Annotated in this window: 22 protein-coding genes, 1 tRNA gene and 1 pseudogene; 11 read left to right on the forward strand and 13 right to left on the reverse strand. The window is 71.8% G+C overall.

The window, feature by feature from the left end; all coding sequences use genetic code 11:
* Window positions 1-272: 272 nt before the first annotated feature.
* Entirely contained in the window at window positions 273-614 is a 342-nt protein-coding gene (locus tag ABZS58_RS44020) for a hypothetical protein (protein ID WP_354790069.1), read from the forward strand.
* Between the two features lie 17 nt (window positions 615-631).
* Window positions 632-1210 carry a hypothetical protein gene (locus ABZS58_RS44025; RefSeq protein WP_354790070.1) on the forward strand — a complete coding sequence of 193 codons (579 nt, stop codon included), beginning with the start codon at window positions 632-634 and terminating at the stop codon, window positions 1208-1210.
* A 96-nt stretch (window positions 1211-1306) separates the two neighbouring features.
* On the opposite strand, the gene ABZS58_RS44030 is transcribed toward ABZS58_RS44025, so the two are convergent.
* From ABZS58_RS44030 to ABZS58_RS44060, 7 genes are all read right to left on the reverse strand, one after another.
* Window positions 1307-2038 (reverse strand): AfsR/SARP family transcriptional regulator, encoded by a 732-nt coding sequence (locus ABZS58_RS44030; protein ID WP_354790071.1) that lies wholly within the window; start codon window positions 2036-2038, stop codon window positions 1307-1309.
* Window positions 2039-3169: 1131 nt separating this feature from the next.
* Window positions 3170-3243 (reverse strand) — tRNA-Ala (locus ABZS58_RS44035).
* A gap of 65 nt (window positions 3244-3308) precedes the next feature.
* The gene (locus tag ABZS58_RS44040; RefSeq protein ID WP_354790072.1) at window positions 3309-4070 is read right to left on the reverse strand and encodes a hypothetical protein; all 762 of its coding nucleotides are present in this window, start codon (window positions 4068-4070) and stop codon (window positions 3309-3311) included.
* Between the two features lie 144 nt (window positions 4071-4214).
* Window positions 4215-4829 (reverse strand): GNAT family protein, encoded by a 615-nt coding sequence (locus ABZS58_RS44045; protein ID WP_354790074.1) that lies wholly within the window; start codon window positions 4827-4829, stop codon window positions 4215-4217.
* Window positions 4826-6121, reverse strand: coding sequence for a gephyrin-like molybdotransferase Glp (gene glp / locus ABZS58_RS44050; RefSeq protein WP_354790075.1), 1296 nt, complete (start codon window positions 6119-6121; stop codon window positions 4826-4828). Before glp ends, ABZS58_RS44045 begins: the two co-directional genes overlap by 4 nt.
* A complete protein-coding gene (locus ABZS58_RS44055) occupies window positions 6118-7053 on the reverse strand; it encodes a UTP--glucose-1-phosphate uridylyltransferase (protein ID WP_354790077.1) in 936 nt (311 codons plus the stop codon). The genes glp and ABZS58_RS44055 overlap by 4 nt, the downstream gene beginning before the upstream one ends.
* A 9-nt stretch (window positions 7054-7062) precedes the next feature.
* Complete coding sequence (locus tag ABZS58_RS44060) at window positions 7063-9135, reverse strand: diguanylate cyclase (RefSeq protein WP_354790078.1); 2073 nt, start codon at window positions 9133-9135, stop codon at window positions 7063-7065.
* A 71-nt stretch (window positions 9136-9206) separates the two neighbouring features.
* Here ABZS58_RS44060 and ABZS58_RS44065 point away from each other — a divergent pair, with 71 nt between their 5' ends.
* Together ABZS58_RS44065 and ABZS58_RS44070 are read left to right on the forward strand one after the other, a co-directional pair.
* Window positions 9207-9842, forward strand: coding sequence for a 5-formyltetrahydrofolate cyclo-ligase (locus ABZS58_RS44065; RefSeq protein ID WP_354790100.1), 636 nt, complete (start codon window positions 9207-9209; stop codon window positions 9840-9842).
* A 3-nt stretch (window positions 9843-9845) separates the two neighbouring features.
* Window positions 9846-9986: pseudogene (locus ABZS58_RS44070) on the forward strand (FmdB family zinc ribbon protein); the annotation flags it as partial.
* Between the two features lie 14 nt (window positions 9987-10000).
* On the opposite strand, the gene ABZS58_RS44075 reads toward ABZS58_RS44070, so the two are convergent.
* From ABZS58_RS44075 to ABZS58_RS44090, 4 genes are all read right to left on the reverse strand, one after another.
* Window positions 10001-10222: a hypothetical protein gene (locus ABZS58_RS44075; RefSeq protein ID WP_354790101.1), complete on the reverse strand. Its 222-nt coding sequence runs from the start codon at window positions 10220-10222 to the stop codon at window positions 10001-10003.
* A 20-nt stretch (window positions 10223-10242) separates the two neighbouring features.
* Complete coding sequence (locus ABZS58_RS44080; RefSeq protein ID WP_354790079.1) at window positions 10243-12186, reverse strand: hypothetical protein; 1944 nt, start codon at window positions 12184-12186, stop codon at window positions 10243-10245.
* 10 nt (window positions 12187-12196) lie between these two features.
* Window positions 12197-14857, reverse strand: a complete 2661-nt coding sequence (locus ABZS58_RS44085) for a CHAT domain-containing protein (RefSeq protein WP_354790081.1) — start codon at window positions 14855-14857, stop codon at window positions 12197-12199.
* 72 nt (window positions 14858-14929) lie between these two features.
* A complete protein-coding gene (locus ABZS58_RS44090) occupies window positions 14930-15112 on the reverse strand; it encodes a hypothetical protein (RefSeq protein WP_354790103.1) in 183 nt (60 codons plus the stop codon).
* Window positions 15113-15197: 85 nt separating this feature from the next.
* On the opposite strand from ABZS58_RS44090, the gene ABZS58_RS44095 reads away from it, so the two are divergent.
* On the forward strand, window positions 15198-15344 hold the full coding sequence (locus tag ABZS58_RS44095; RefSeq protein ID WP_354790083.1) for a hypothetical protein: 147 nt from the start codon (window positions 15198-15200) through the stop codon (window positions 15342-15344).
* A gap of 59 nt (window positions 15345-15403) precedes the next feature.
* Window positions 15404-15706 carry a translation initiation factor 2 gene (locus tag ABZS58_RS44100; protein WP_354790084.1) on the forward strand — a complete coding sequence of 101 codons (303 nt, stop codon included), beginning with the start codon at window positions 15404-15406 and terminating at the stop codon, window positions 15704-15706.
* A gap of 9 nt (window positions 15707-15715) precedes the next feature.
* On the opposite strand, the gene ABZS58_RS44105 is transcribed toward ABZS58_RS44100, so the two are convergent.
* Window positions 15716-16189, reverse strand: coding sequence for a DUF2231 domain-containing protein (locus ABZS58_RS44105; protein ID WP_354790086.1), 474 nt, complete (start codon window positions 16187-16189; stop codon window positions 15716-15718).
* Window positions 16190-16314: 125 nt separating this feature from the next.
* Here ABZS58_RS44105 and ABZS58_RS44110 point away from each other — a divergent pair, with 125 nt between their 5' ends.
* The 4 genes from ABZS58_RS44110 to ABZS58_RS44125 are packed head-to-tail and all read left to right on the forward strand — an operon-like array spanning window position 16315 to window position 19460.
* The gene (locus ABZS58_RS44110) at window positions 16315-16776 is read left to right on the forward strand and encodes a Fur family transcriptional regulator (RefSeq protein WP_354790087.1); all 462 of its coding nucleotides are present in this window, start codon (window positions 16315-16317) and stop codon (window positions 16774-16776) included.
* Window positions 16769-16984 carry an oxygenase MpaB family protein gene (locus ABZS58_RS44115; protein ID WP_354790089.1) on the forward strand — a complete coding sequence of 72 codons (216 nt, stop codon included), beginning with the start codon at window positions 16769-16771 and terminating at the stop codon, window positions 16982-16984. Before ABZS58_RS44110 ends, ABZS58_RS44115 begins: the two co-directional genes overlap by 8 nt.
* Window positions 16963-17262 carry an oxygenase MpaB family protein gene (locus tag ABZS58_RS44120; protein ID WP_354790091.1) on the forward strand — a complete coding sequence of 100 codons (300 nt, stop codon included), beginning with the start codon at window positions 16963-16965 and terminating at the stop codon, window positions 17260-17262. The genes ABZS58_RS44115 and ABZS58_RS44120 overlap by 22 nt, the downstream gene beginning before the upstream one ends.
* Before the next feature lie 41 nt (window positions 17263-17303).
* Window positions 17304-19460 (forward strand): hypothetical protein, encoded by a 2157-nt coding sequence (locus tag ABZS58_RS44125; RefSeq protein WP_354790093.1) that lies wholly within the window; start codon window positions 17304-17306, stop codon window positions 19458-19460.
* On the opposite strand, the gene ABZS58_RS44130 is transcribed toward ABZS58_RS44125, so the two are convergent.
* Entirely contained in the window at window positions 19394-20287 is an 894-nt protein-coding gene (locus ABZS58_RS44130) for an oxidoreductase (protein ID WP_354790095.1), read from the reverse strand. The genes ABZS58_RS44125 and ABZS58_RS44130 overlap by 67 nt on opposite strands.
* 73 nt (window positions 20288-20360) lie before the next feature.
* Between ABZS58_RS44130 and ABZS58_RS44135 the strand changes: the two genes are divergently transcribed.
* Window positions 20361-20939: a TetR family transcriptional regulator gene (locus ABZS58_RS44135; RefSeq protein WP_354790096.1), complete on the forward strand. Its 579-nt coding sequence runs from the start codon at window positions 20361-20363 to the stop codon at window positions 20937-20939.
* Window positions 20940-21150: the final 211 nt, after the last annotated feature.

Here is a 21150-nt window from a genome sequence, read left to right on the forward strand (position 1 = left end):
CCGCGCCGACAGGACACAGGGTGTCGCGGACCAGGCACCGGCAAGCGACGACGAGCTGACGAACAAAGATCAACCACCTACACGGTCAACCTCCACCCTGCTGGGCGCCCGGAAGAGGCTCGGTGACCGAACGTGAGGTCCACCTATACGCGCGGCAATAGGTTACGTATAGGCAGGCAGACCACACTTCGACCAAGTCCGATGTGCGGGGAGACGTGGCCGGTCGACGACCGCCACAGGATCTCCGTCGTCCACAACGAAGGGACGCAGCAATGAAAGCCACAAGTCTCGCCATGAGGACCGGCGTGGTGCTGGCGATGGTCGGCGTCAGCGCGCTGGTCGCCGTCCAGCCCGCGTCCGCGCACGCGACCATTTACAGCAAGTCCCGCAGCTGCGGCAACTACTCTGGCGGCGTCAACAGCTTCGACACCATGGCCTGGACGCAGAAGGACCTCGGCGGCAGCTGCGCCGGCGACGCGTGGCTCAAGGTGACCTACACCAACGGCACCTCGTCGGGCGACCTGCACACGGCCGGCCGCGCCGAGGCGTACGGAAACATCGCGTCGGCATGGCACAAGAGCCAGTCCGGCGAGTCCTGGGTCCAGTCCCACTGAGATCGAGGAACAAACTCATGGGGTTGACGATCCGTTCGGTCGTCGTCCTCGTGGCGCTGCTGTCAGGGCTGGCTGGTTGCTCGACCGCAACGGGCTCCGGCCAGCCCAGGGTCGGCGACACACAGTCGCCGACCCCCAGCGTCGCGACGGACACCGCTTCGCCCCCGTCCAAGAAGGTGACGACCGCCGATTACGAGGCGGCCGTCAGCAGTCTCGAGACCTGCCTGAAGCAGGCCGGGCTGGAGCTCTTCAACGACGGTTGGGACCCTGTCGACAACGAGCGCATGCTGCTGCGGTATAAGGCCGCCGGTATGTCGTTCGAGCAGGGTGATGACATCTACCATCGATGCGCGGTGACGTATCTGGAGCCGGTCGAGAACAGGTACAATCAGGACAACAAGTCCCACATGGAGCCGGCGCTGATGACGGCCGTCCAGGCATGCCTCAAGAACAAGAAGATCAGTGTGAGCGGCCGCGAGGACAACCCGACCGATCTTCTCGCGGCTGTGCCGGCGAACAGACATCAGGACCTGCGTGACTGCGTCCGGGTAAGCGTGAAGAAGGTCTACAACGACCTCGCAACGTCCTTCCCCTGATGCCGCGGGCCAGCTTGAGCCGCGGTGACGACGGCCACCTCACGATCGACGGGCACGGTGCCGCGCAAGGAACGTGAGGTGGCCGCCGGCCCGGACTCAGAGGTCCGGATCCCGGTCGAGAATCCGCTTTTCCAGCTCGCGGAGGTGTGCACCCGGATCGAGCCCGAGATCATCCACGAGGATGCGTCGCACGTCCTGGAACGCCTCCAGCGCCTCAAATGATCGACCCGACCGGTACAGCGCGAGGATCAGCTGCTCGTGGAGCCGTTCCCGATAAGGGTGTTCGGCTACCAGTGGTCGCAACCTCCCGACCAGTCGCAGGTGGTCACCCACCACCAGATCGACGTCATTTCTGTATTCGACGGCCTGCAAGCGCAGTTCCGCCAGCCGGGCGACCTCGGTGACCAGCACCGGGTGGTCGTGGAAGTCGGCGAACGCACCGCCACGCCACTCCGCCAACGCCTCGCGGATGAGCACGGCCGCCCGCCCGTGATCGCTCGCCTGCTGCGCCTCGTCGACGAGATCGACGAACCGGTAGGCGTCGAGATCCCCTCGGGACAGCAGCAACCTGTAGCCCATCCGGCCGCGGGTGACCAGCCGCTCAGCACCGAGCGCACGGCGTAGCCGATGGATGTGGAGATGGACGTTCTGGCGGGCCGACGCCGGCGGCTGGTCACCCCACAACACATCCACCAGACTGTCCGTGCTGACGGCTTCACCCGCATGCAGCAGCAGCGTCGCGAGCGCGAGTCGTTGCTTCGGCGGCCCAAGTTCGATCGCGCCCCCCGAGTCCTCTGCCTCCATCCGGCCGAGAACGCGCAGTTCCATCAAAATCCTCCCGAGGTTTCTGTGGCTGGTCCGCACCGTCGCAGCCAGATGCGTGCGGTCGGTTCCGGGTCAACGAAAGGCATGGAAATTTAACCGGGAAATGCCCGGATGATGTGCACGCGTGTCATGGCGCGTCATGGCGCGTCATTGCTGCCGCGTTCCTGCGCCGAAGCACGGCGCACGCTTTGCCGGCAAGTGACTACCCCCGTGTACCCATGCGTCTGGCCGCCGGGCCCGCCGCGCAGGCGGACCCGTAGGAGAAGGATAACCTAGTATCTCGATACATGTAAAGACATCACTACATAATGTAATCGAATCGGGAATTGGCGCCGCCATTTTCCGCCGAAACCATTAAATCGGCATGGTTCATCTCTGCGGATCGCGGGTCGTTTCTGAGGCTACCGTGATGGTTGACCGGAAATGTTGCCGAGCGCGTTCAAGCACGTCGGCGTTCACAAAAATGGTCAGATCAACATTATTAGGATCAAGTCTCCCAAAGCTGGTGAAACTCCTGCCGAGCCACACGCACATCTGCAACCGATCGCCACGGAGAGCCGGTTCCAGCCGATCTTCGAATTCGCGCCACCTGGCCGGGTAGGTCGTAAGCCCGGCGAAGCACCGGCGACGGGTCCCAGAATCCGCGAAACGCGGTGCGTCGACGAACACCGCTTTCACCTGTTCCAAGGTGAGCGGGTATCGACCAGGTGCCAGAAAGCCGCGATCAGTAAAGGGCAGTAAATCGGTGCGGTTGAGTGGTGCCTCACCGTCGGGGGGCCATGTGGCCGGACGATACCCAAGTCCATGAGTGCAAGCCAACGTGACGCACCGAAGTGGTGGCGCATGCTGCGCAGAACGAGCACGGCCGCAGGCTGACGGGTGTCCATGTCCAGCATCAGAATCGTGGTGCAGCGATGGCGAGGCACTCGGCTCCGCCCCGACTACGCACGCAGTACACCACCCAGAAAACGCGACCAGAGCAACCGATGCGACCACTAGCGCCGAGAACGGTCTTGAGGGGGTGTGGGTGGAGCGAAGCTCCCCCACTGGGGAGCACGGCGAAGCCGTGCGCGGAATTCAACTCCACCGCAAACGCGAAAAGGCGCAGCCTTTGAGCAGGCTGCGCCAATCGTGTGGAGTTGAGGGGACTCGAACCCCTGACCCCCTCGATGCGAACGAGGTGCGCTACCAGACTGCGCCACAACCCCAACCGGCCCGCCGGAGTGGGCCGGGGCCAAGAGTAGCAAATGGTTGAAGCGGGGCGCGAATCAGATCACTGTCCTGAGGCCCGCGTGTCGTAGGGCTTGCCGCGGACGGCTCCGAGAGCGCCGAGCCGGGCGGCTTCGCGGCGGGCGCGGTCGCGTTCGGCGAGCTGGGCGGCGACGGCCTCCCGGCGTTGAGCGGCGCGGCGGACCTGCTCGCGGCGGACCTGCGCCTGGCGGCGGGCGATCCAGGCGGCGTAGTGGGCCTCGCGGCGGCGTCGGCGCTGCTCGGTGAGGGCGCGGTTGCGCAGGTGGGCGACGTACGCGACGAGGAGGGCGCCGGTGACGGCGAAGCCGACCCAGAAGCCGCTGCTGACGAGGGCGACGCCGCCGAGCTCGACGAGGTTGAGCAGGACGAGGGCGAGCAGGACGCGCCGGCGCCGGTACATGGCGCGCGGGGCCTGGCGAGGGCGGCGGCGCCGGGCCACGGCCGGCACGACCCGCAACGGCGAAGCCCCGCCGGCAGCACCGGACCGGCCGGCCGCGCCGGAACCGCCCGCGCCACCCGAGCCCGAGGCGCCCGGCAGACCGGCCGCGCCGGAGACGAGGCGGTGCACGACGGTGCGCGGAGGGTTGACGGGGCGGCGGCCGGGAATCGTCCGCTGCCGACGGTCGTGGCGCATCCCGGCACGGGTCAGCACCCGTGCGGTTGACAACGCCCGCTCCGCCACCAGCCGCTCTGTGGCGTCGTACCGGCGCACCAGTGCGGGCGCCAAGGCTAGGAGCCCAGCAGCGGCAAGGACGGCGAGGAGCACCGAGGTCGGCACCCTCACGCCTCCTGTTCACACCTCACGCACCGGTCCCCCCAGGCGCGCGAGTCATCCAAGTCTGTGGAAGTTACAGCGTGGTAACTCCGACTCAGAACACTACGGGTCGAGCAGCGTTACACCACGTCAACACGCAGGAGAAGGCGAAAACTACGCCGCGAGGACCTTGTGCCACCTGGCGAGCAGGCCGCCGTCGGCGGAGACGTCCTCGGTGGTCATGGCGTAGCCGAGGTGGTCGCGCCAGTCGCCGTCGATGTGCAGGTAGCGGTGGTGGTAGGCCTCCTGGCGGAAGCCGAGCTTCTCCACGACGCGCCGGCTGGCGAGGTTGTCGGGCCGGATGTTGACCTCGATGCGGTGCAGCCCGCCGACGCTGAAGGCGTGGTCGACGACGAGCGCGAGCGCGGTCGGGGTGATGCCCTTGCCGGCGTGGCGGGAGTCGACCCAGTAGCCGGCGTAGCCGGAGCAGAAGGCGCGCCGCACGATGTTGCCGAGGGTGAGCTGGCCGACGAGCTGGTCGTCGTAGCAGACGGCGAAGGGCATCGCGCTGCCGGTGCGGGCGGCGCGGCGCAGGTCGGCGTGCACGGCGCGGAACGCGGCCGGGGAGTTGAGGTCGTGCCAGGTGCCGTACGGCGTGGGCTCCCACTTGGACAGCCACTGCTCGTTCGCGCGCCGGACCTCCGCCCAGGCGCGCGCGTCGGCGCGCCGGTAGGGCCGCAGGGTGACAGGACCGTCGGTCAGGACCGCCGGCCATCCAGGCTGACTCATCGCCGTCTATCCAACATGATGACGTCCACTGTAGAGCCGGCGGCCGCGCTGATCACCTTCTCGCCCAGGACCATGAGCCCGTTGGCGTCGGCGAGACCCGACAGCGTGTACGGACCGCCGGCGAGCGGCATGACGGTGTATCCGCCCCCGCGGCGCTCGGTGATGTACGCGGGACGGAACTCCCGCATGCCCGACGGCGAGCTGACGGTCTCCAGCAGGTGCGCGCGCACGCTGGGCCGGAAGACCGGGTCGGCGCCGGCCAGGAGCTGGATGACGGGCCGGGCGAGCACCTCGAAGCCGATGAGCGCGGCGCCGGGGTCGCCGGGCAGGCAGACGATCGGCACGCCGTTGGCGCCGCCGGAGCCGCCGATGGTGCCGTAGCCGAGCGACGAGCACGGATACACGGACAGGTCGGAGAACACGACCGAGCGGGACAGGATCCGCCGGACCATGTCGCCGGGGCCGGTGCCGGTGCCGCCGGTGGTGATGATGAGGTCGGCGCGCAGCATCTGGTCGTCGAGCAGGCCGCGCAGCCCTTCGGGGTCGTCGTCGCAGATGCCGACGCGGTACGCGTGAGCCCCGGCCTCCGCGGCTGCCGCCGTGAGCGCGTGGGAGTTGGCGTCGACGACCTGGCCGGGCTGGCTGGCGCGGCCGACGTCGACGAGCTCGTCGCCGGTGGCGATGACCACGACGCGCGGGCTGGGCCGCACCACGACGTGCCCGATGCCGCTGGCGGCGAGGACGGAGACGAGCGGCGGGGTCACGTAGGCACCGGCCCGGGCGAGCACGGCACCGGCGGGCAGCTCGTCGCCGGCGCGGCGCACCCCGTGGCCGCGTTTCGTCGGGTGGTACACCTCGACCGCGGCCATGCCCTGGTCGGTCATCCCCGGTGGTACCACCACGTCGGCGGAAACGGGCATGAGCGCGCCCGCCGCGACGGAGAAGCAGGTGCCCGGAGTGAGACGGACCGGCCGCCAGCTGGAGGCGACGAGGTCACCGACGACGCTGAGCCGGACCGGGCGGCCCGGCTGAGCGTCGCTGATGTCGTCGAACCGGGCGGCGTAGCCGTCGATCGCGGAGTGGTCGAACGCGGGCACCGGGCCCGGTCCGACCACGTCCTCGGCGAGCACGTTGCCGTGCGCGGCGGTGATCTCAAGGTCCAGCGGGGGCAACGGGCGCAGACCCCGGAGCACGCCGGCGAGATAGTCGGCGAGGGGGACGCGCGCGTTCGGCCCGACGCCCGCGTCGCGCGCGGCGTCGTGGTGGGAGCCCGTCGCTGGAACCGCTGTCACCCGCGCAGTTCCTTCTCCACGAACTGGGTCAGCCACTGGGTGAACGCCGGGCCGAGGTCGCCGCGCTTGCACGCGAGCTGGACCACGGCCTGCAGGTAGCCCAGGGGCATGCCGGTGTCGTACCGGGTGCCGCGGTAGACGATGCCGTGGACCGGAGTGCCCTCGGCGAGCAGCAGGGCCATGGCGTCGGTCAGCTGGATCTCGCCGCCCGCGCCGGGCCCGATGCGGCGGATCGCGTCGAACAGGGTGGGCGGCAGCACATATCGGCCGATGACGGCGAGGTTGCTCGGCGCCTCCTCCGGCTTGGGCTTCTCGACCAGGCCGGTGATCTTGAGCACCTCGCCCGCCTCGGCATTGAGGTCGGAGGGTTCGATCGAGGCGATGCCGTAGCGGCTGGTCTCGTCGGGCTCGACCTCGATGAGGGCGAGGACGATGCCGCCGGTCTGCGCCTGCAGGTCGAGCATCGCGGGCAGCAGCGGCTCGGTCTCCTCGACGAACTCGTCGCCGAGCAGGCACGCGAAGGCTTCGTTGCCCACGTGGGACTCGCCGTAGGAGATGGCGTGGCCGAGCCCGAGGGGCTCGCCCTGCCGGCAGGTGTAGATCTCGGCGAGCTCGCTGGGGCGCACGACCGCGGCGAGCCGCTCGTCGTCGCCCTTCTCCGCGAGGCGCGCCTCCAGGTCGGGGCGGCGGTCGAAGTGGTCGACCATCGAGGTCTTGCCCCTGCCGGTGACCAGCAGGATGTCTCGGATGCCGGCCGCGGCCGCCTCTTCCACGATGTACTGCAGGACGGGCCGGTCGACGACCGGCAGCAGTTCTTTCGGCACGGCCTTGGTCGCCGGGAGGAAGCGGGTGGCCAGGCCCGCCGCCGGGATCACGGCTTTGACAGCCCGCTGGCGCGGCAGCGCGGGCTGGTGAGGAGTCGTGTCAGGCATGTGGCAAGGCTAGCCGCCGCGGCTCTGTCGTGGCGGTTGTGCGGCCTTTGGCGCGCCGGGCGTCACCTCCGTACTAGCCTTCACGGGCTCGTCCTCGGGAGGAACCGCCACATCGGGGGCGATCCTGTATCTGTCGCGCCCCCCGGCCTTGGCCGCGTAGAGGGCGTCGTCGGCGGCCTCCAGCACGGCGGCTCCGGTCGCGCCGTGCAGCGGGAAGACCGCGATGCCGATCGACACCGTCACCGGGATCCGCCGTGGCGCCTGTCCCGGTGTGGAGGAGATCACCAGGACCGGGGCGCGCCGGACGGCGGCGCAGAGCCGCTCGGCGAGCACCGCCGCGCCGGTCGCGTCCGTCTCCGGCAGCAGCACCACGAACTCCTCACCGCCCTGCCGGAACGCGAAGTCGACCTCGCGGATCTCGGCCCGCAGCCGGCGGGCGAACTCGGCCAGGACCGCATCACCGGCGGCGTGACCGTAGGTGTCGTTGACCTCCTTGAACCGGTCGAGGTCCAGGGCGAGCGCGGCGAGCGACCGGCCGAAGCGGCTGGCCCGCTCGACCTCGCGCCGCAGCGAGTCGCGCAGATACCGGTAGTTGGACAGCCCGGTCAGCGGGTCGGTGAGCGACAGCCGCTGCGCCTCCTCGTGCACCCGGACGTTGTCGACGGCGACCGCGGCCTGTCCGGCGAACGTCCGCAGCGTGATCAGGTCGGCGTCGTCGAACTCGTCGAAGCCGTGCCGGTCGTACAGGGCGAGCACCCCTCTGGCGGCGGGCGGCAGATCCGACTGGGGTTCCAGGCCGGTGGTCGGCCCGACGCCGGGCGCCGCGATCGGCACCGCGACGTAGGTGACGCAGCGCGGCTCGGCGGGTGACAGCGCCGGCCCGTCCCGGTCGACGCGGCCGCGCCGCGGCTCGCCGGACGCCGCGACGCCGCCGAGCAGCCCGTCGCCGAGCTGGAGGCGCAGGTCGCCGACGTCGGACCCGGCGAGCCCCTCGGCGACCTGGCCGCGCAGCTCGCCGCTGGCCGGGTCGACCATGAGCACCACGCCGGACTGGGCGCCGGTCGCGGCCGCCGCGGTCTGCAGGATGACCTGCAGGATCCGGTCGAGGTCGTGGGTACCGGCGAGGGTGTCGCCGAGGACGCCGAGCTGCCCGCGAAGCTGGTCGCGGCTCGCGGTGAGCGCCTGCACGTAGCCCTGCATCTCGCGGGTCATCCGGTTGAACGTCTGCCCGAGCCGCCCGACCTCGTCCTGGCTCCGGACGGGCACCCGGGCGCTCAGGTCACCGTCGGCGACCCGCTCGACGGCCAGGGCGAGCTCGGTCAGCGGGTGCGTGGTGGAGCGCGCCAGCCACCAGGCGACGCTGATCGCGACGACCCCGGCGCAGGCGACGACGGCGACGAGGACCGCGTAGAGCCCTCCCGTGTCGGGCTCCGGCACCGACAGCGCCAGGGTCAGCGGCTGCCCGGGCTGCGGGTCGAGCCGTCTGACCAGGCGTCCGCCGGACGTGATGCCGGTGGCGCCGCTGTCGAGTTTGCGGGCGGTGCCGACCTCTTCGGAGTCGGCGGCGTCCGAGGCGAGGGAGTCGACGCGCACGCCGCCGGCCTCGGCCAGCCAGTCCAGCAGGGTGTCGTCGACGGGTTCGACCGCGTACGCCCGGCCGATGCGCCGCGAGCTCGGGTCGAGCACGTCGACGGAGGCGGCGATCGCGGCGAACGGCGCGGCGGTCGGCGCGGCGCAGTCGGCCCATGGCTTCGGCGGCAGCGTGCCGGCGGTGGTGACGACGGTGCCGCCGGCGTCGCTCACCTCGACCGCGCGGGCGAGCCCGCGGACGACGGCGCGCTGGGCCGCGTCGGGCTGGTCGCCGTCGGCGGTCACCATGGCCGTGGTCTCGGCGGCGAGCCGGAGCCGCTGGCAGGTGACGGCGAGGGCCGCCTCGACGTTCTGCGCGCCGGAGCCGAGCCGCTCCTTGGCCCGCTGCTCGGTGACCGCGGCGACGGCGATGCCGACGAAGATCGCGCCGAGCAGCACGGGACCGAGCACGACCGCCAGGAAGGCCGCGGTGAGCCGCGCCCGCAGCGTCACGTCCGTCCTCCCGTAGCTGTGTTTCTGCGATGCTGTCACAGATGAGGAGGATTTGAGCCTTGGCGCCTGCGGTGTCCCCGAAATCCGAGCTGCGATCGCACATCCGGTCCGCTCGCCGCGCCATGCCTTCCGACCAGCGCGACTTATCCGACAACTCGCTCATTTCGGGCATTTCCGCCATGGTACGAGCCGCGGGCGCGCGTTCTGTCGCCGCCTATGCGCCGCTGCCGTACGAACCGGCCGGCGCGTTCCTGCTCTCCGCCCTGTCCGCGCTGGCGCCCCGGCTGCTCCTGCCGGTCCTGCTGCCGTCCCGCGATCTGGACTGGGCGGTTTTCGACGGGTCGCTCGCCGCCGGCCCGCGCGGCCTGTCCGAGCCGACCGGCCCCCGGCTCGGCGTCGACGCGGTCCGCTCCATCGACCTGATGCTGGTCCCCGCCCTCGCGGTGGGCCTGGACGGCACCCGCCTCGGCCAGGGCGGCGGCTCCTACGACCGGGTCCTCGCCCGCGTCACGGCCCCGACGATCGCGCTGCTGCACCCGGGCGAGCTGCTGCCGTCCGTGCCTGCGGAAGCGCACGACCAGCGGGTCAGCGGCGCCCTCGTCGGGGCCGCCGCCAGGTATGAGACCGCCCACCTCGACTGGACGAAAGGATGTGCGATACCGCACTATTGGCACTCGATAGGGTTGAGTGCCAATGATGGAGGCTGAACGGTGCCTACCTACCAATACGCCTGCACGGCCTGCGGCCACCAGCTCGAGGCGGTGCAGTCCTTCACCGACGACGCGCTGACCGAGTGCCCCGAGTGCCAGGGCCGCCTGCGCAAGCAGTTCTCCGCGGTGGGCGTGGTCTTCAAGGGCTCGGGCTTCTATCGCACCGACTCCCGCTCCTCGACGAAGTCCAACGGCTCCTCGTCCTCCTCCGACTCGGGCACGAAGTCGGAAACGGGGTCAAAGTCGGACACGGGGTCGAAGTCCTCGGACTCGTCCTCGTCCGGGTCTTCGTCGTCCTCCTCGGACTCGAAGCCCGCGGCCGCCTCCTCGGGGGCCTCGACCAAGTCCGCGTCCTCGACCGCCTGACCCTGCCGCATCGCATCCCTTCCCCGACGGTTCAGGCGATGCCCCGGTGGATCAGGGCCGAGCGGAAGGCCGGGTCGGTGAGGTCGACGGTCGTCGCGGCCGACGCGTAGAAGGTCGGCAGGTCGTCCGGGGTCGCCCGGGTGGGGTCCGCCAGCCAGGCGCGGACCGACCCGACCGCGGCATGCGCGGGCAGACCGTCCTGGACCAGGGCCGTGTGCAGGATGAAGAGCATGAGCGCGGCGACCGGATCCGGGACCGGGTGGCGCCAGGTGACGACGCCCGTGAAGCCCGCGGTCAGAAACTGGTCGGCGATGCGCAGGGTGGCCGGGGTGGTGCCCTGACGGGGCGGGTGCAGCACGACCAGGCCCGCACCGGTCACCGGGGGGAGCTGGGTGAGGGGCAGTTCGGTGCCGTTCGCCAGTTCCAGGGCGCCGGCCGGCGTGATGCCGCACGCCAGGTGGAGCAGTGAGCCGTTGAGGTGGGCGCGGACGTCGTCCGCGGTACCGGCGGCGTCGATGTATTCGATGGTGCGGCCGAGGCCGGTCGAGCGCGGGTAGAAGATGCGGCGCAGCAGCATTGCCTCGACGCCGGCGGGTTCGTGGTCGCCGCGGGGGTCGGCGACGAAGACCGGGTCGTCGGTGACCGGTGGGGGCTTGCGGGCGGCGAGGGTGACGAGCTGGTCGATGCCGGCGACCGACCAGGGGCCGTCGCCGACCGTGAGGACGCGGCCCGCGACGTCGCGGGCGGGGGTCGGTTCGCCGGAGGCGTGCAGGGTCAGGCCGGGCAGCGCGAGGGCGTCGGCGCCGATCGCGCGCAGCGCCCCGGCGGCGGGGGCGAGGGCGACCGCGGCCAGGTCAGGGCGGTGCAGCCGGGCGGCCAGGGCCACCACCGCCGGCTGGTCGTCGCCGGGCAGGGGCCCGGCTGCGGCGGTGGCCAGATGTTCGGCGGCGCGGTCGTCGTCGCCGTCGTCGCGCAGGTGCAGTGCGACGGCCAGGACAAGATGGTCGTGCGCGTCGCCCGAGGCGTGCACGGCGGTGGCGGCCAGGGCGACGAGCTCGTCGACGTCCACGCCGGACCGGTCGCCGGCGAGGAGGGTGCCCAGGTCGCCGGCGAGTGCCCGGAGCTTGCGGCGGGCGGCGTCGTCGTCCGGCTCCACCGGGGTGCGGGGGCGGGGGACCACGGGGGCGGGCAGGTCGCCGTGCTCGACGACGGCGACGGGACGGATCAGTGGGTCGTCGTTCGCGGCCCGTTCGGCGTCGAACAGCGACGGAAAGGGCACGATGCCGGGCCGGGCGGAGAAGCGGCCGCCCTGCTGCTGGACGCGTTGCATCACGGTGACCATGTCGGCCATCCGGCTCAGGTCGAAGCCGCCCAGCCCCTTGCCGAAGCCGCCCATCAGCGACTGCAGGGCCTCCGCCATCTCCAGCATCATGCGGGCCATGTCGCGCATCTCGGTGTTGACCGCGGTGCCGTCGGCGACCCGGCGGAAGCACTCGACGGCCAGGTCGGCGTCGCGGGCGTCGCCGGGCGCCGTGCCGCCGCGCATGGCGCTCGCCATGTCGGTGGGGTTCATCGCGGCGGTGACCCGGCTCATGTGGAGCTGGCCGAGCATGAGGTCGGCGCCGGTGCGGTGCGGACCGGTCAGGCTCGGGAAGGACAGCGCCTCCCGCAGCACGTGGATGCCTGTGTCGCGGTCACGCGGCGGGCCGGCGTGCGCGAGGCTGCGGGCGCCGAGGAGCCAGCCGAGGGTCGCGGCGACCGTGCCGCGCAGCGTGTCGGCGGGATCGATGTAGCCGTACGCCTCGTCGAACGCCTGGACCGCGGCGTTGAGCGCCGGCAGCGCGCCCGGGTTGCCGGGGCCGGCCCGCCAGTACTCGTCGAGCCTGATCTGGCCGAGCCGCAGCAACGGGATCGTGCGTTCGGCGTCGCGCAGGTGTTCGAGCTGTTCCCGCAGCGCCTCGGCGTTCTGGTTCACCGGCTCCCCCTCATTGTCCCCAGTGGACGAACCCGGCCCAGGCGATGACGTCGCCGAGCTCGGACGTGATCAGCTGTTCGCGGAGCTGCTCCGGCATGCGGTCGGGGATCCGCCGCCGCGGGTCGAGCATCCACAGCTGCGCCTGCCGCAGGGCGTCGCGGGCCGGGCAGCGCTCGGTCATCAGGTAGTGGTGGAACATGAACATCAGCGCCGACGTCGCGGCGTCCGGGATGCTCCACTGGGTCGACAGCACCGAGCGGACGCCGCCCGCGAGGAACGCGGTGCCGAGGCTGTACGCCTCGTCGTAGCCGCTCATGGCCTGGCCGGTCCGGCACGCGGCGAGCACGACGAGGCCGATCGCCCGCTCCGGCACGGCGGCGAGCAGCTCGACGAGCTCGTCGGCGGCCAGCCGTTCGCCGCCGGCGAGCAGCAGATACGAGGTCGCCGACCGCGGATCCGCGCCGACGAAGCCGTGGCACGCGAGGTGCAGCGTCGTCCCGGCCGCCGGGCCCGTGCCGCGGATCCAGGCGCGGACCTCCTCGGCGGTGCCGGCCGGGCCGGGGCGCGAGTCAGGCCGGCGGCCCAGGTAGCGGCCGCCCCAGTAGAAGTCGCGGTGGATGGCGAACGCCTCGATCCGGGCGGCGGGCAGGTCGAGGCCCTTGACGCCGGGGTCCGGGTCGCCGACGACGAGACCGACCGGTGAGGGCGGCACGGGCGCCAGCCGGGCGGTGCGGCACAGCAGGCGGGCGGAGACGGCCTGGGACAGCGCGAGCAGCTGCACGGCGTAGGTGCCGTCCGGCCGCTGGGCGGCCTGCCACGGGATGCGGGCCAGCTCCCCGGTCGGCACCAGCACGACCCGTGGCGGCCGGTCGCCGTCGGGGTGGATGCCGGCGAGGTACCGCTCGTACAGCGGGCCGATCGCCGCGTGCCAGGCCCAGCCGCAGATCTTCGCGACGCTGTCCGCCAGCGACGCGCCCGGAGGAGCGGCAGCGGGCTCGAAGTCGCGGACGGAGATGGCCGCGAAGAACTGCTCGACCGCCATCTCCTCGGTGATGCTGAGGTTCGGCAGCGCGCAGTACGCCACCCGGCCGGCGACCGGCACGATGATGGCGAACCCGGGCTGGGGCGGGTCGGCGGGCATCAGGTAGACCAGCGCGTCGGCGTCCAGCGTGGCGAGCGCCTCGCGGATGTCGTCGATGGAGGGCGCCTCCAGCAGCTGCGCCGAGGCGCCGTCGGCGGTCAGCACGCCGAGGATCTCCCGGCGGACCTCCTCCGGCAGATGGTCGGCGTCCGCGGTCCGCCACCGCTCGGCGAGGCCGGCGCGGCCGGACCCGATCAGCCGGGCGGGCACGTCCTGCCGCTCGGTCGCCGCGTACAGCGCCAGCCCCCGGCCCAGGTCCAGCGCGCGGATCGCGTCGCCGGGATGGTTGTCGGCCAGGCAGAGCCGCGCCACATCCAGGGCGTCCCGGGCGGCGCTGCGCGCCGCGACGTGAGCGGCGGCCGGGGTCGGCTGCAGCAGCACCCGCCACGTGTTCGCCCGGAGCCCGTCGAGCGCCCGCAGGTGCGGGTCGGCCACGCCGCGCCGGCGCTGGGCGTGCGCGAGCATCTCGTTGATGCCCGACCACTGGGGGTGCATCGGGCCTCCGGCGGACCGCAGCGCCTCTTCCAGCACCGTGATCGCCTCGTCGATGTCGGCGAGCGAGTTGGTGAGCTCGTTGCGCCGGACCAGGCCGAGCGCCAGTCCCAGCAGGACGGCCGCCCGCTGGGGATGGCCGGGCGGGGTCCGGGCGACGGCGGTGCGGGAGTGCTCGATGCCCTGGGCGATGCGGGCCGGGTCGGTCTCGGTGCCGCCGCCGATCGCCGCGCCGCCCACGAAGGCTTCGGCCAGCGCGGCGTCGGCGGCGCTCAGACCGCCGCCGGTCGCGAGCTTCCGCATGGTCGCGAGCTGCTCGTCGGTGACCCGGCCGGTGCCCTCCATGACGGCGCGCAGCGGCGCCATGACCGCCGCGGCCCGCTCGACCGAGGTGCGCAGGTCCGAGCCCTCGGGGAACCGCTCCGCGAGACCGGCCATCCGCTCCATCGCCGCGAACACGTCGCCGTCCAGCTGGCGCGCGTCGAGCACCGCGGTGGCGGCGTCGAGCATCTCATCGAACGCCGCACCCATCGGATGCCCCTGCGTCATCGCTCGCATGAACTGCTTGTCGGCGGTGAACGAGGCCGGCAGCGCCACGTCGCCGTGATAGACCGACAGCAGCATCGCGATGCCGGCACGGGCGAACCTGACGTGCATCATGGCGGCGGGGTGCCCGGCGGCGTCGGTCTCGAGCCGGTCGAGCTCGGCCATCGCCGCCTTCGGGTCGAAGATCTCCCGCTCGGCGGCGGCGCGGGACAGCTCACCGGCGCGGGCCGCGGCGCGCAGGCACGGCCAGCCGGGGTCCGGCGGCGGGTCGGCGTCGGCGAGCGCCAGGAGCGGGGCGAGCCGGCCCAGCCGGAAGGTGCCGGTGGACGGCCCGGTGACGAGGATCGCCTGCAGGAGCAGGGCGGCGAGGGAGCCCCGGCCGGGGAACTCCGGCAGGCTCAGCAGGTCGTCGATCGCGGCGTCGAGGTCACCCTGGCCGGCGGCGGCCCCCTGGATGCCGGCGCACCGAGCCGCGAGATCCGCGCCGCCCATGGTCCCTCCCCGTCGTCAGTCCCTGATCGGTACTGACGGACGCGGCGCCCGGACGTCCCCCGAGCGGTCGGGTCAGTCCCAGTGCGGGGGGCGGTCGGCGAGGAGGCGGTCGTCGTTGGAGGCGCTGCGCTCGCCCCAGCCCGCGTCGGTGTCGTCGGTGGTGGTGTCGGGGAGCACGACCAGCTCGTCGGCGAAGTCTTCGAAGCTCACTTCGCGCTGCTCGTCGGTCGATGCCCACTCTTCGGTCGTCGCCACGCGCACGAGGGTACTCCGGCGAGTTTGCGGGAAGTTGGCCGAATGACGACAGTCGCCCTTCCGTCGACAGGTCACACTCGGCGGCATGACAGAACAGAGCGCCCCCCAGCACGAGAGCGACGCGGAGCAGCCGGCGGCGGACGAGCAGCCGACCGTGCGGCTGGACGACCGGCGCGACGACCCGGATGCCACCCGGCCCATGTCGCTCGCGGACCTGCTCAACAGCGACTGACGTCGGTGGGTCCCACCGGGCGGGCCGCGGAGGTCCGTCCGGTGGGTAGGCTCGACGACGTGAGTGACGACGCCTTCTGGCGGCGCCCGCCCGAGGGGGCCGCGCCGCCACCGCCGGCGGTGCAGGACGTTCCGGCGGCGGTGCCCTACACGGGTGCCCCGCGCAGCGCGCCGCCGCCGCGAGGGTGGCGGCCGCCGACCGTCGAACGGCCGGCGGCGCCGCGGAAGCTGCCCGCCCAGGACTCCGAGCGGATCGACCGTGAGGAGCAGGCGGCGACGATCCTGACCAAGGGGATGGGCATCTTCGCCGGTGCGGTCATCGTCGTGCTGCTGCTGATCTTCTGCGGGCGACTGCTGTTCTGAGCGACGGGCCTAAAAGCCGTCCCACACCATTTTCGCGCCCGTGTCGCCGGCCTTGAAGACGTAGTAGAGGGCGGCCAGCGCCAGGACGACCATGAGGCCGGACAGCGCCCAGTGGGCCGCCACAGGGCCGACGGAGTCGGTGGGGACGGGGCGCACCAGGTAGGCCGTGGCCAGCGCGACCAGGGTGAGCCCCACCACGACCAGCAACAGTGTGCTCCCGAGGTCCCCGTGTTCGCCGATCTTCGCCTGAAGCTCGCCGGACTGGAAGTTGGCGCTCTTCTGGAACGCCTCGCCGGACTCCTTCGCCGCGAAGACGGCGCCGGGGGTGGCGACGGCCAGCACGATCAGGGTCCACCGGACGTGCCGGCGGGCGCCGGGCCAGACCGCGTAGAGGATGCCCGCGACGGCGAGCAGCGGCACGAGCACGACGGCTGCGTGGATGAAGAACGGGTGAGCCGGTAGACCGAGCACACGTTCGAACAACGGGGCCTCCTCTTCGTCGGTGCGATCCTCCCCCACCGGACGTGTACACAACCCGAGTACCAGGAGTTCAATCAAGAGTCCAGAAACATTTGAACGGTTCCAGGCTGCGTGGTGTTATGGAAGACGTGTCGGGTGAGGATCTGCTGCGCGCCCGGGGTCTGCGGGTGACGCGGCCCCGGCTGGCCGTGCTGGAGGTCCTCGAGGCGTCGCGCGGGCAGGCCCAGGGGCACCTCGACGTGGACCAGATCGCCGCCCGGGTCCGGGCCAGGCTCGACTCGGTGTCCACGCAGGCGGTGTATGACGTGCTGAGCGCCCTCTCGCGGGCCGGGCTGGCCAGGCGGATCGAGCCGGCCGGCAGTCCCGCGCGGTATGAGTCGCGGGTCGGTGACAACCATCACCATGTGGTGTGCCGCGGGTGCGGCGAGATCGCGGACGTCGACTGCACCGTCGGTGAGACGCCGTGCCTGACGCCGTCGCAGGCGCACGGGTTCGTCCTGGACGAGGCCGAGGTCACGTTCTGGGGCCTGTGCCCGGCCTGCCAGCGGCGCCGTGCCGACGACATGGCGAGCGAGCAGCCCGGTGGGTGACCCGGGGCTGTTCGGGCCGGACTCGGTCACCTGGCGGGTGCACCGGGAGCCGATCGTCACCGTGGGTGGCCTGCGCAGCCTGTATCTGCAGGCGCTGCTGCCCCGCGCGGTGGCCGGCGTGGAGCAGAACAGCCGGTATCGCAAGGACCCGTGGGGCCGCTTCCAGCACACCGCGATTACGAGCGGATGCGCCCGGAGCTGGCACTGACCGTGGACGCCGCGGCGACAGGGCTCTTCCTGACCTTGCCGCCGCTGCCGTACGGGCTGGGCCTGACCCCCGTCCGTGGGGCCGCGCTCGGGGTGTCCGCCCTGGCCATCGGGCTGCTGCCGGCGTGGGCGCGCCGCCTGTACGGGCTGCCGGGACTCCCCGCGACGGACCTGATCACCTCGGCGAACGCCCGCGTCCTGGGCCGGATGCTGAGCGCCATCCCGATCGAGTGGATCTCCCCACTGCGCCGCGACGCGATCCGCCGTATCTCCTCCTGAGGGCGTCACACCCCACCGGCTCGCGGCGTTGAGCCGTTGGCATGACTGCGAAACTTCCATGGCTCGCGCTCGCCGCGGCGACCGTCGCCATCCCCGTGGCGCTCGGCACCAGCCCGCTCGACGTAGTCCGATATGTCGCTTATTTTGTATATGCCGTCGTGGCTCCGGGCACGCTGGTATACCGCGCGATCCGGCCCGCCCCACGATCGCTGCTGGAGGACGTCACCTACGGCACCGTCGTCGGGCTCCTGGCCGAGACGGTGGCGCTGGTCACCGCCGGCGTGCTCGAGCTGCGTGGCTGGCTCTGGATCTGGCCGCTGCTGGTCATCGTCCCGCTCGCCCGGCGGTACACGCGGAACCCCGGCTATCCGGAAAAACCGTCGGCGGCCTGGTCGTGGGCGGTCGCCGGCGTCGCGATCGGGTTCCTCGCCTATCTGACGGCGGCGTTCATCGCGGTCAACCCGCCGGTCCCCACGGGCGGGGCACACCAGTACATGATCGACCAGCTGAACCTCCTCGCGGTCAGCGCCGACCTGAAGCACCACTTCCCGCTCGCCGTCCCCGAGCAGGGCGACCGCACGCTCGGCTACCACTGGTTCGCCTACGGTCACGTCGCCGCCAGCAGCATGATCAGCGGCATCGACCTGCCGGTGGTGTGGTTCCGCCTGGACCTGCCCGTCCTCGCCGTCCTCGCGGTCTGCCTGCTCGCCGTCACCGGCGGGCGGGTCGCGCGGCACCCGTGGGCGGGCCCGGTCGCGGCCGCGCTGATGTTCACCGTCGGCGAGCTCGTCCCGCAGCGGCAGGCGCCCGCGTTCTTCGGCTCGATCACCACGTACTACAGCTGGTCGAGCCGCTCGCTGCTCTTCGGCGCGGCGGTCGGCATGCCGCTCATCGCCGCCGTCGTGTCGGTGCTGCGCGGCGGCGGCCGGCGGGACTGGCTGCTCGTCCTGGTGTTCGCGGCCGGCACGACCGGCGCGAAGTCCACGATCGTGCCGCTGGTCGGCGCCGGTGTGGCCGCGCTGTGCGCCGTACACCTGCTGCGGCGCGGACCGCGGTCGACGCCGTGGCTGCTCGGTGCGCTCCTCGCGGCCGTCGAGGTGGTCGCGGTCGCCGTCCTCTACGGCTTCGAGGGCCAGGGGCTGCGGTGGGGGCCGTTCGCGATCATGCTCGACTTCGTCGGCAGCCAGCGGCACGGCACCACGGTGCGTGACGTCCCGCTGATCCTCTGGGGGCTCGGCGCGTACGGCATAGCGATGGGCGCCCGGCTCGCCGGGGTCGTCGCCCTGCTCCGGCGCTGGTCCGATACGGAGACGTTCCTCGCCGGGACGACCGTCGCGGGGTTCGTGGGCACGCTGTGCGTCTGGCACGTGTCGTGGAGTGAGCACTTCTTCATCGTGGCGGCCTGGCCGTGCGCCGCGATCCTGTCCGCGACCGGCCTGGTCCGCCTGCCGTGGTCACCGCGCGCGCTGTGGCCGGCGCTCGGGGCAGCGGCACTGCTCGCGGCCCTCTCCGTCGGGCTGACCCTGCCGGTGGATCCCGGCGGCTGGCGCGTGCCGCTGCCGGTGTACGTCCTGGGCGGGGTGGTGCTTTCGTTCGCTTTCCTCTTGCGCCGCCTGGGCCTTTCGGCGGCGCTGGCCGTCGTCATGTTCTCCGGTGTCGCGCGGCTGCCGTTCGACGCCGCGACCAGCGCGAACCTCGGCGTCGCCTACCACGTCCGGGTCACCCCGGATCAGGTCGCCGCCGCCCGCTTCGTGCGCGCACACAGCGACCCTGCTGAATATGTGGCGACCAATGTGCACCGCGTCTCCGGCGGTCTCATGCACGGGCAGAGTCTCGTGTACTGGCTTTCCGCGTACAGCGAACGCCGGGTGCTGCTGGGCAGCTGGGGGTATTCGCCGGAGTCGACCGGGGCACAGTCCCGCGCGCACCGCCTCGGCCCGTCGCCGACCTACTGGAATCCGGCGCGGCTGGCGCTGAACGACGCGGCCGTGCTCGACCCGACCCCTTCCCGGCTCGGGTGGCTGTATTCGCAGCGCGTCCGCTGGATCGTCGTCGACCGATCCGCCGGTACCCCTACCGCGGCGCTGCCGCAGTTGACCGACGAGGTCTGGCAGCGGGGCGACATCACGGTCTACCGGCTGCGCGCGACCTCGAACTGCACGCCGGTGAGCTGCTCGGACAACGTCCAGAGCCGCTGAGCGTCGGCGGGGTCCGCCGCCCGGTCGACCGGCTGCACCACCTTGGGCAGGCCTCGATGCTCGCCAATGCCGTCCGGGCCGATGAACTGCCCACCTTCGGCCCGCGGGTCGACGGCGGCATACAACTGGTTGAGCGCGCCCTTCGCCGCCGGCTGCGCCATGACGACGTTGCCGATGCGCATGAACGCCTTCATCACGCCGGTCGGGCCGGACGTCTGCAGATTCGTCGCCGAATAGCCCGGGTGGGCGAGGATGCTCCGCTGTTTCGCACCGGCCGCCCGCAGCCGGCGGTCGAGCTCGAGCCCGAACAGCACATTGGCGAACTTGGACTGGCTGTAGTACTTCGCCGGCGAGTAGTCCCTCGCGCCGTCGAGGTCGTCGTAATGGATCCGGCCGGGCCGGTGCAGCGTGGAGCTGACGGTGACGACCCGGTCGGTGACGAGGTCGAGCAGGAGTCCGGTGAGCGCGAAGTGCCCGAGATGGTTCGCGGCGAACTGCAGCTCGTGACCCTGCGCGCTGAGCGTCCTCGGCGGCATCATCACGCCCGCGTTGTTGACGAGGACGTCGATGCTCACCCGCTCCCGGTGCAGATCGTCGGCGAGCCGCTTGACCGTGTCGAGGTCGGCGAGGTCGACCGTCCTGAGCTCTCCACCGCTGAGGATCTTCGTCGCTTTCTCGCCCTTGTCCCTGTTGCGCACCGCCATGATCACCCGTGCGCCCTTGGCGAGCAGCGCCCGCGACATCTCGAACCCGAGCCCACTGTTGGCCCCGGTGATGACGAACGTCCTGCCGCTTTGATCCCCGATCTCAGCCTCACTCCATCGCATAGGGTTCATGGTGTCACTAGTGGCACACAGTGTCAACTTCGTCTCTGCATGCCGCCTGACGTAGAATGCACAGGTGAGCCTCGCCGAACGCAAACGCCAGCTCGTCCGCGACGAGCTGACCGAGGCCGCACTGCAGCTGCTCGCGTTCCAGGGTTTCGAAGAGACGACGATCGACCAGATGGCCGCCGCGGCCGGGGTGTCCCGCCGGACGTTCTTCCGCTACTTCCAGTCCAAGGAAGACGTCATCATCGAGTTCCTCAGCGACCTCGGCCGCCAGCTCAGCGACGGTCTGTCGGCCCGCCCCGCCGCCGAGCCCCCGGCCGTGGCACTGCAGCAGACGCTGCGCGTCTTCACCGACACGTTCTGGGAGCACCCCGAGAAGTCCCGCCGCCTCACGAAGATCATGGTCGGCACCCCGGCGCTGCTCGCCCGCTACCTCGAACGCCAGGTCACGTGGCGCGCCACCCTCACCACCGGCCTGGCCGCCCGCATGTCCACCGACCCCGTGCCGGACCTGCGCCCGGCGGTGCTGGTGGCGGTCGCGTTCGCCGCCTTCGACACCGCGCTGACGCGATGGGCCGAGGACGACGCCGCCGACCTCGACACCCTGCTGACCGCCTGCTTCGCCGCCGCCTTCCCCCCTGCATCGTAAGACGCCCGCCTCCAGCGGGCCACGCAGCATCCCCGACCACCCGCAGCAGTCAACGACGCACGACGATCAGGCCTGCTCGGCGGGGTTCTTGATGATCCGGAAGAGTTTGTGCCGCTCTGGCGCAATGCCGGTGAGTTAAGCGTTCAGGGTGATGGATGGGGCTGGATGGTGACTGTGAAGGTTGCTGTCCAGCTTCGTTGTTTGCGGCCGG

Source organism: Dactylosporangium sp. NPDC005555, from assembly GCF_040605635.1.
In the GTDB taxonomy this organism is placed as follows: Bacteria; Actinomycetota; Actinomycetes; order Mycobacteriales; family Micromonosporaceae; genus Dactylosporangium.

Excerpts from the sequence above, each read along its gene's own strand:
- ABZS58_RS44020 (WP_354790069.1), top strand. The coding sequence starts at position 273 with ATGAAAGCCACAAGTCTCGCCATGAGGACCGGCGTGGTGCTGGCGATG.
- ABZS58_RS44025 (WP_354790070.1), top strand. The coding sequence starts at position 632 with ATGGGGTTGACGATCCGTTCGGTCGTCGTCCTCGTGGCGCTGCTGTCA.
- ABZS58_RS44030 (WP_354790071.1), bottom strand. The coding sequence starts at position 2,038 with ATGGAACTGCGCGTTCTCGGCCGGATGGAGGCAGAGGACTCGGGGGGC.
- ABZS58_RS44045 (WP_354790074.1), bottom strand. The coding sequence starts at position 4,829 with ATGAGTCAGCCTGGATGGCCGGCGGTCCTGACCGACGGTCCTGTCACC.
- ABZS58_RS44055 (WP_354790077.1), bottom strand. The coding sequence starts at position 7,053 with ATGCCTGACACGACTCCTCACCAGCCCGCGCTGCCGCGCCAGCGGGCT.
- ABZS58_RS44075 (WP_354790101.1), bottom strand. The coding sequence starts at position 10,222 with ATGCGGCAGGGTCAGGCGGTCGAGGACGCGGACTTGGTCGAGGCCCCC.
- ABZS58_RS44085 (WP_354790081.1), bottom strand. The coding sequence starts at position 14,857 with ATGGGCGGCGCGGATCTCGCGGCTCGGTGCGCCGGCATCCAGGGGGCC.
- ABZS58_RS44095 (WP_354790083.1), top strand. The coding sequence starts at position 15,198 with ATGACAGAACAGAGCGCCCCCCAGCACGAGAGCGACGCGGAGCAGCCG.
- ABZS58_RS44120 (WP_354790091.1), top strand. The coding sequence starts at position 16,963 with ATGCGCCCGGAGCTGGCACTGACCGTGGACGCCGCGGCGACAGGGCTC.
- ABZS58_RS44125 (WP_354790093.1), top strand. The coding sequence starts at position 17,304 with ATGACTGCGAAACTTCCATGGCTCGCGCTCGCCGCGGCGACCGTCGCC.
- ABZS58_RS44130 (WP_354790095.1), bottom strand. The coding sequence starts at position 20,287 with ATGCGATGGAGTGAGGCTGAGATCGGGGATCAAAGCGGCAGGACGTTC.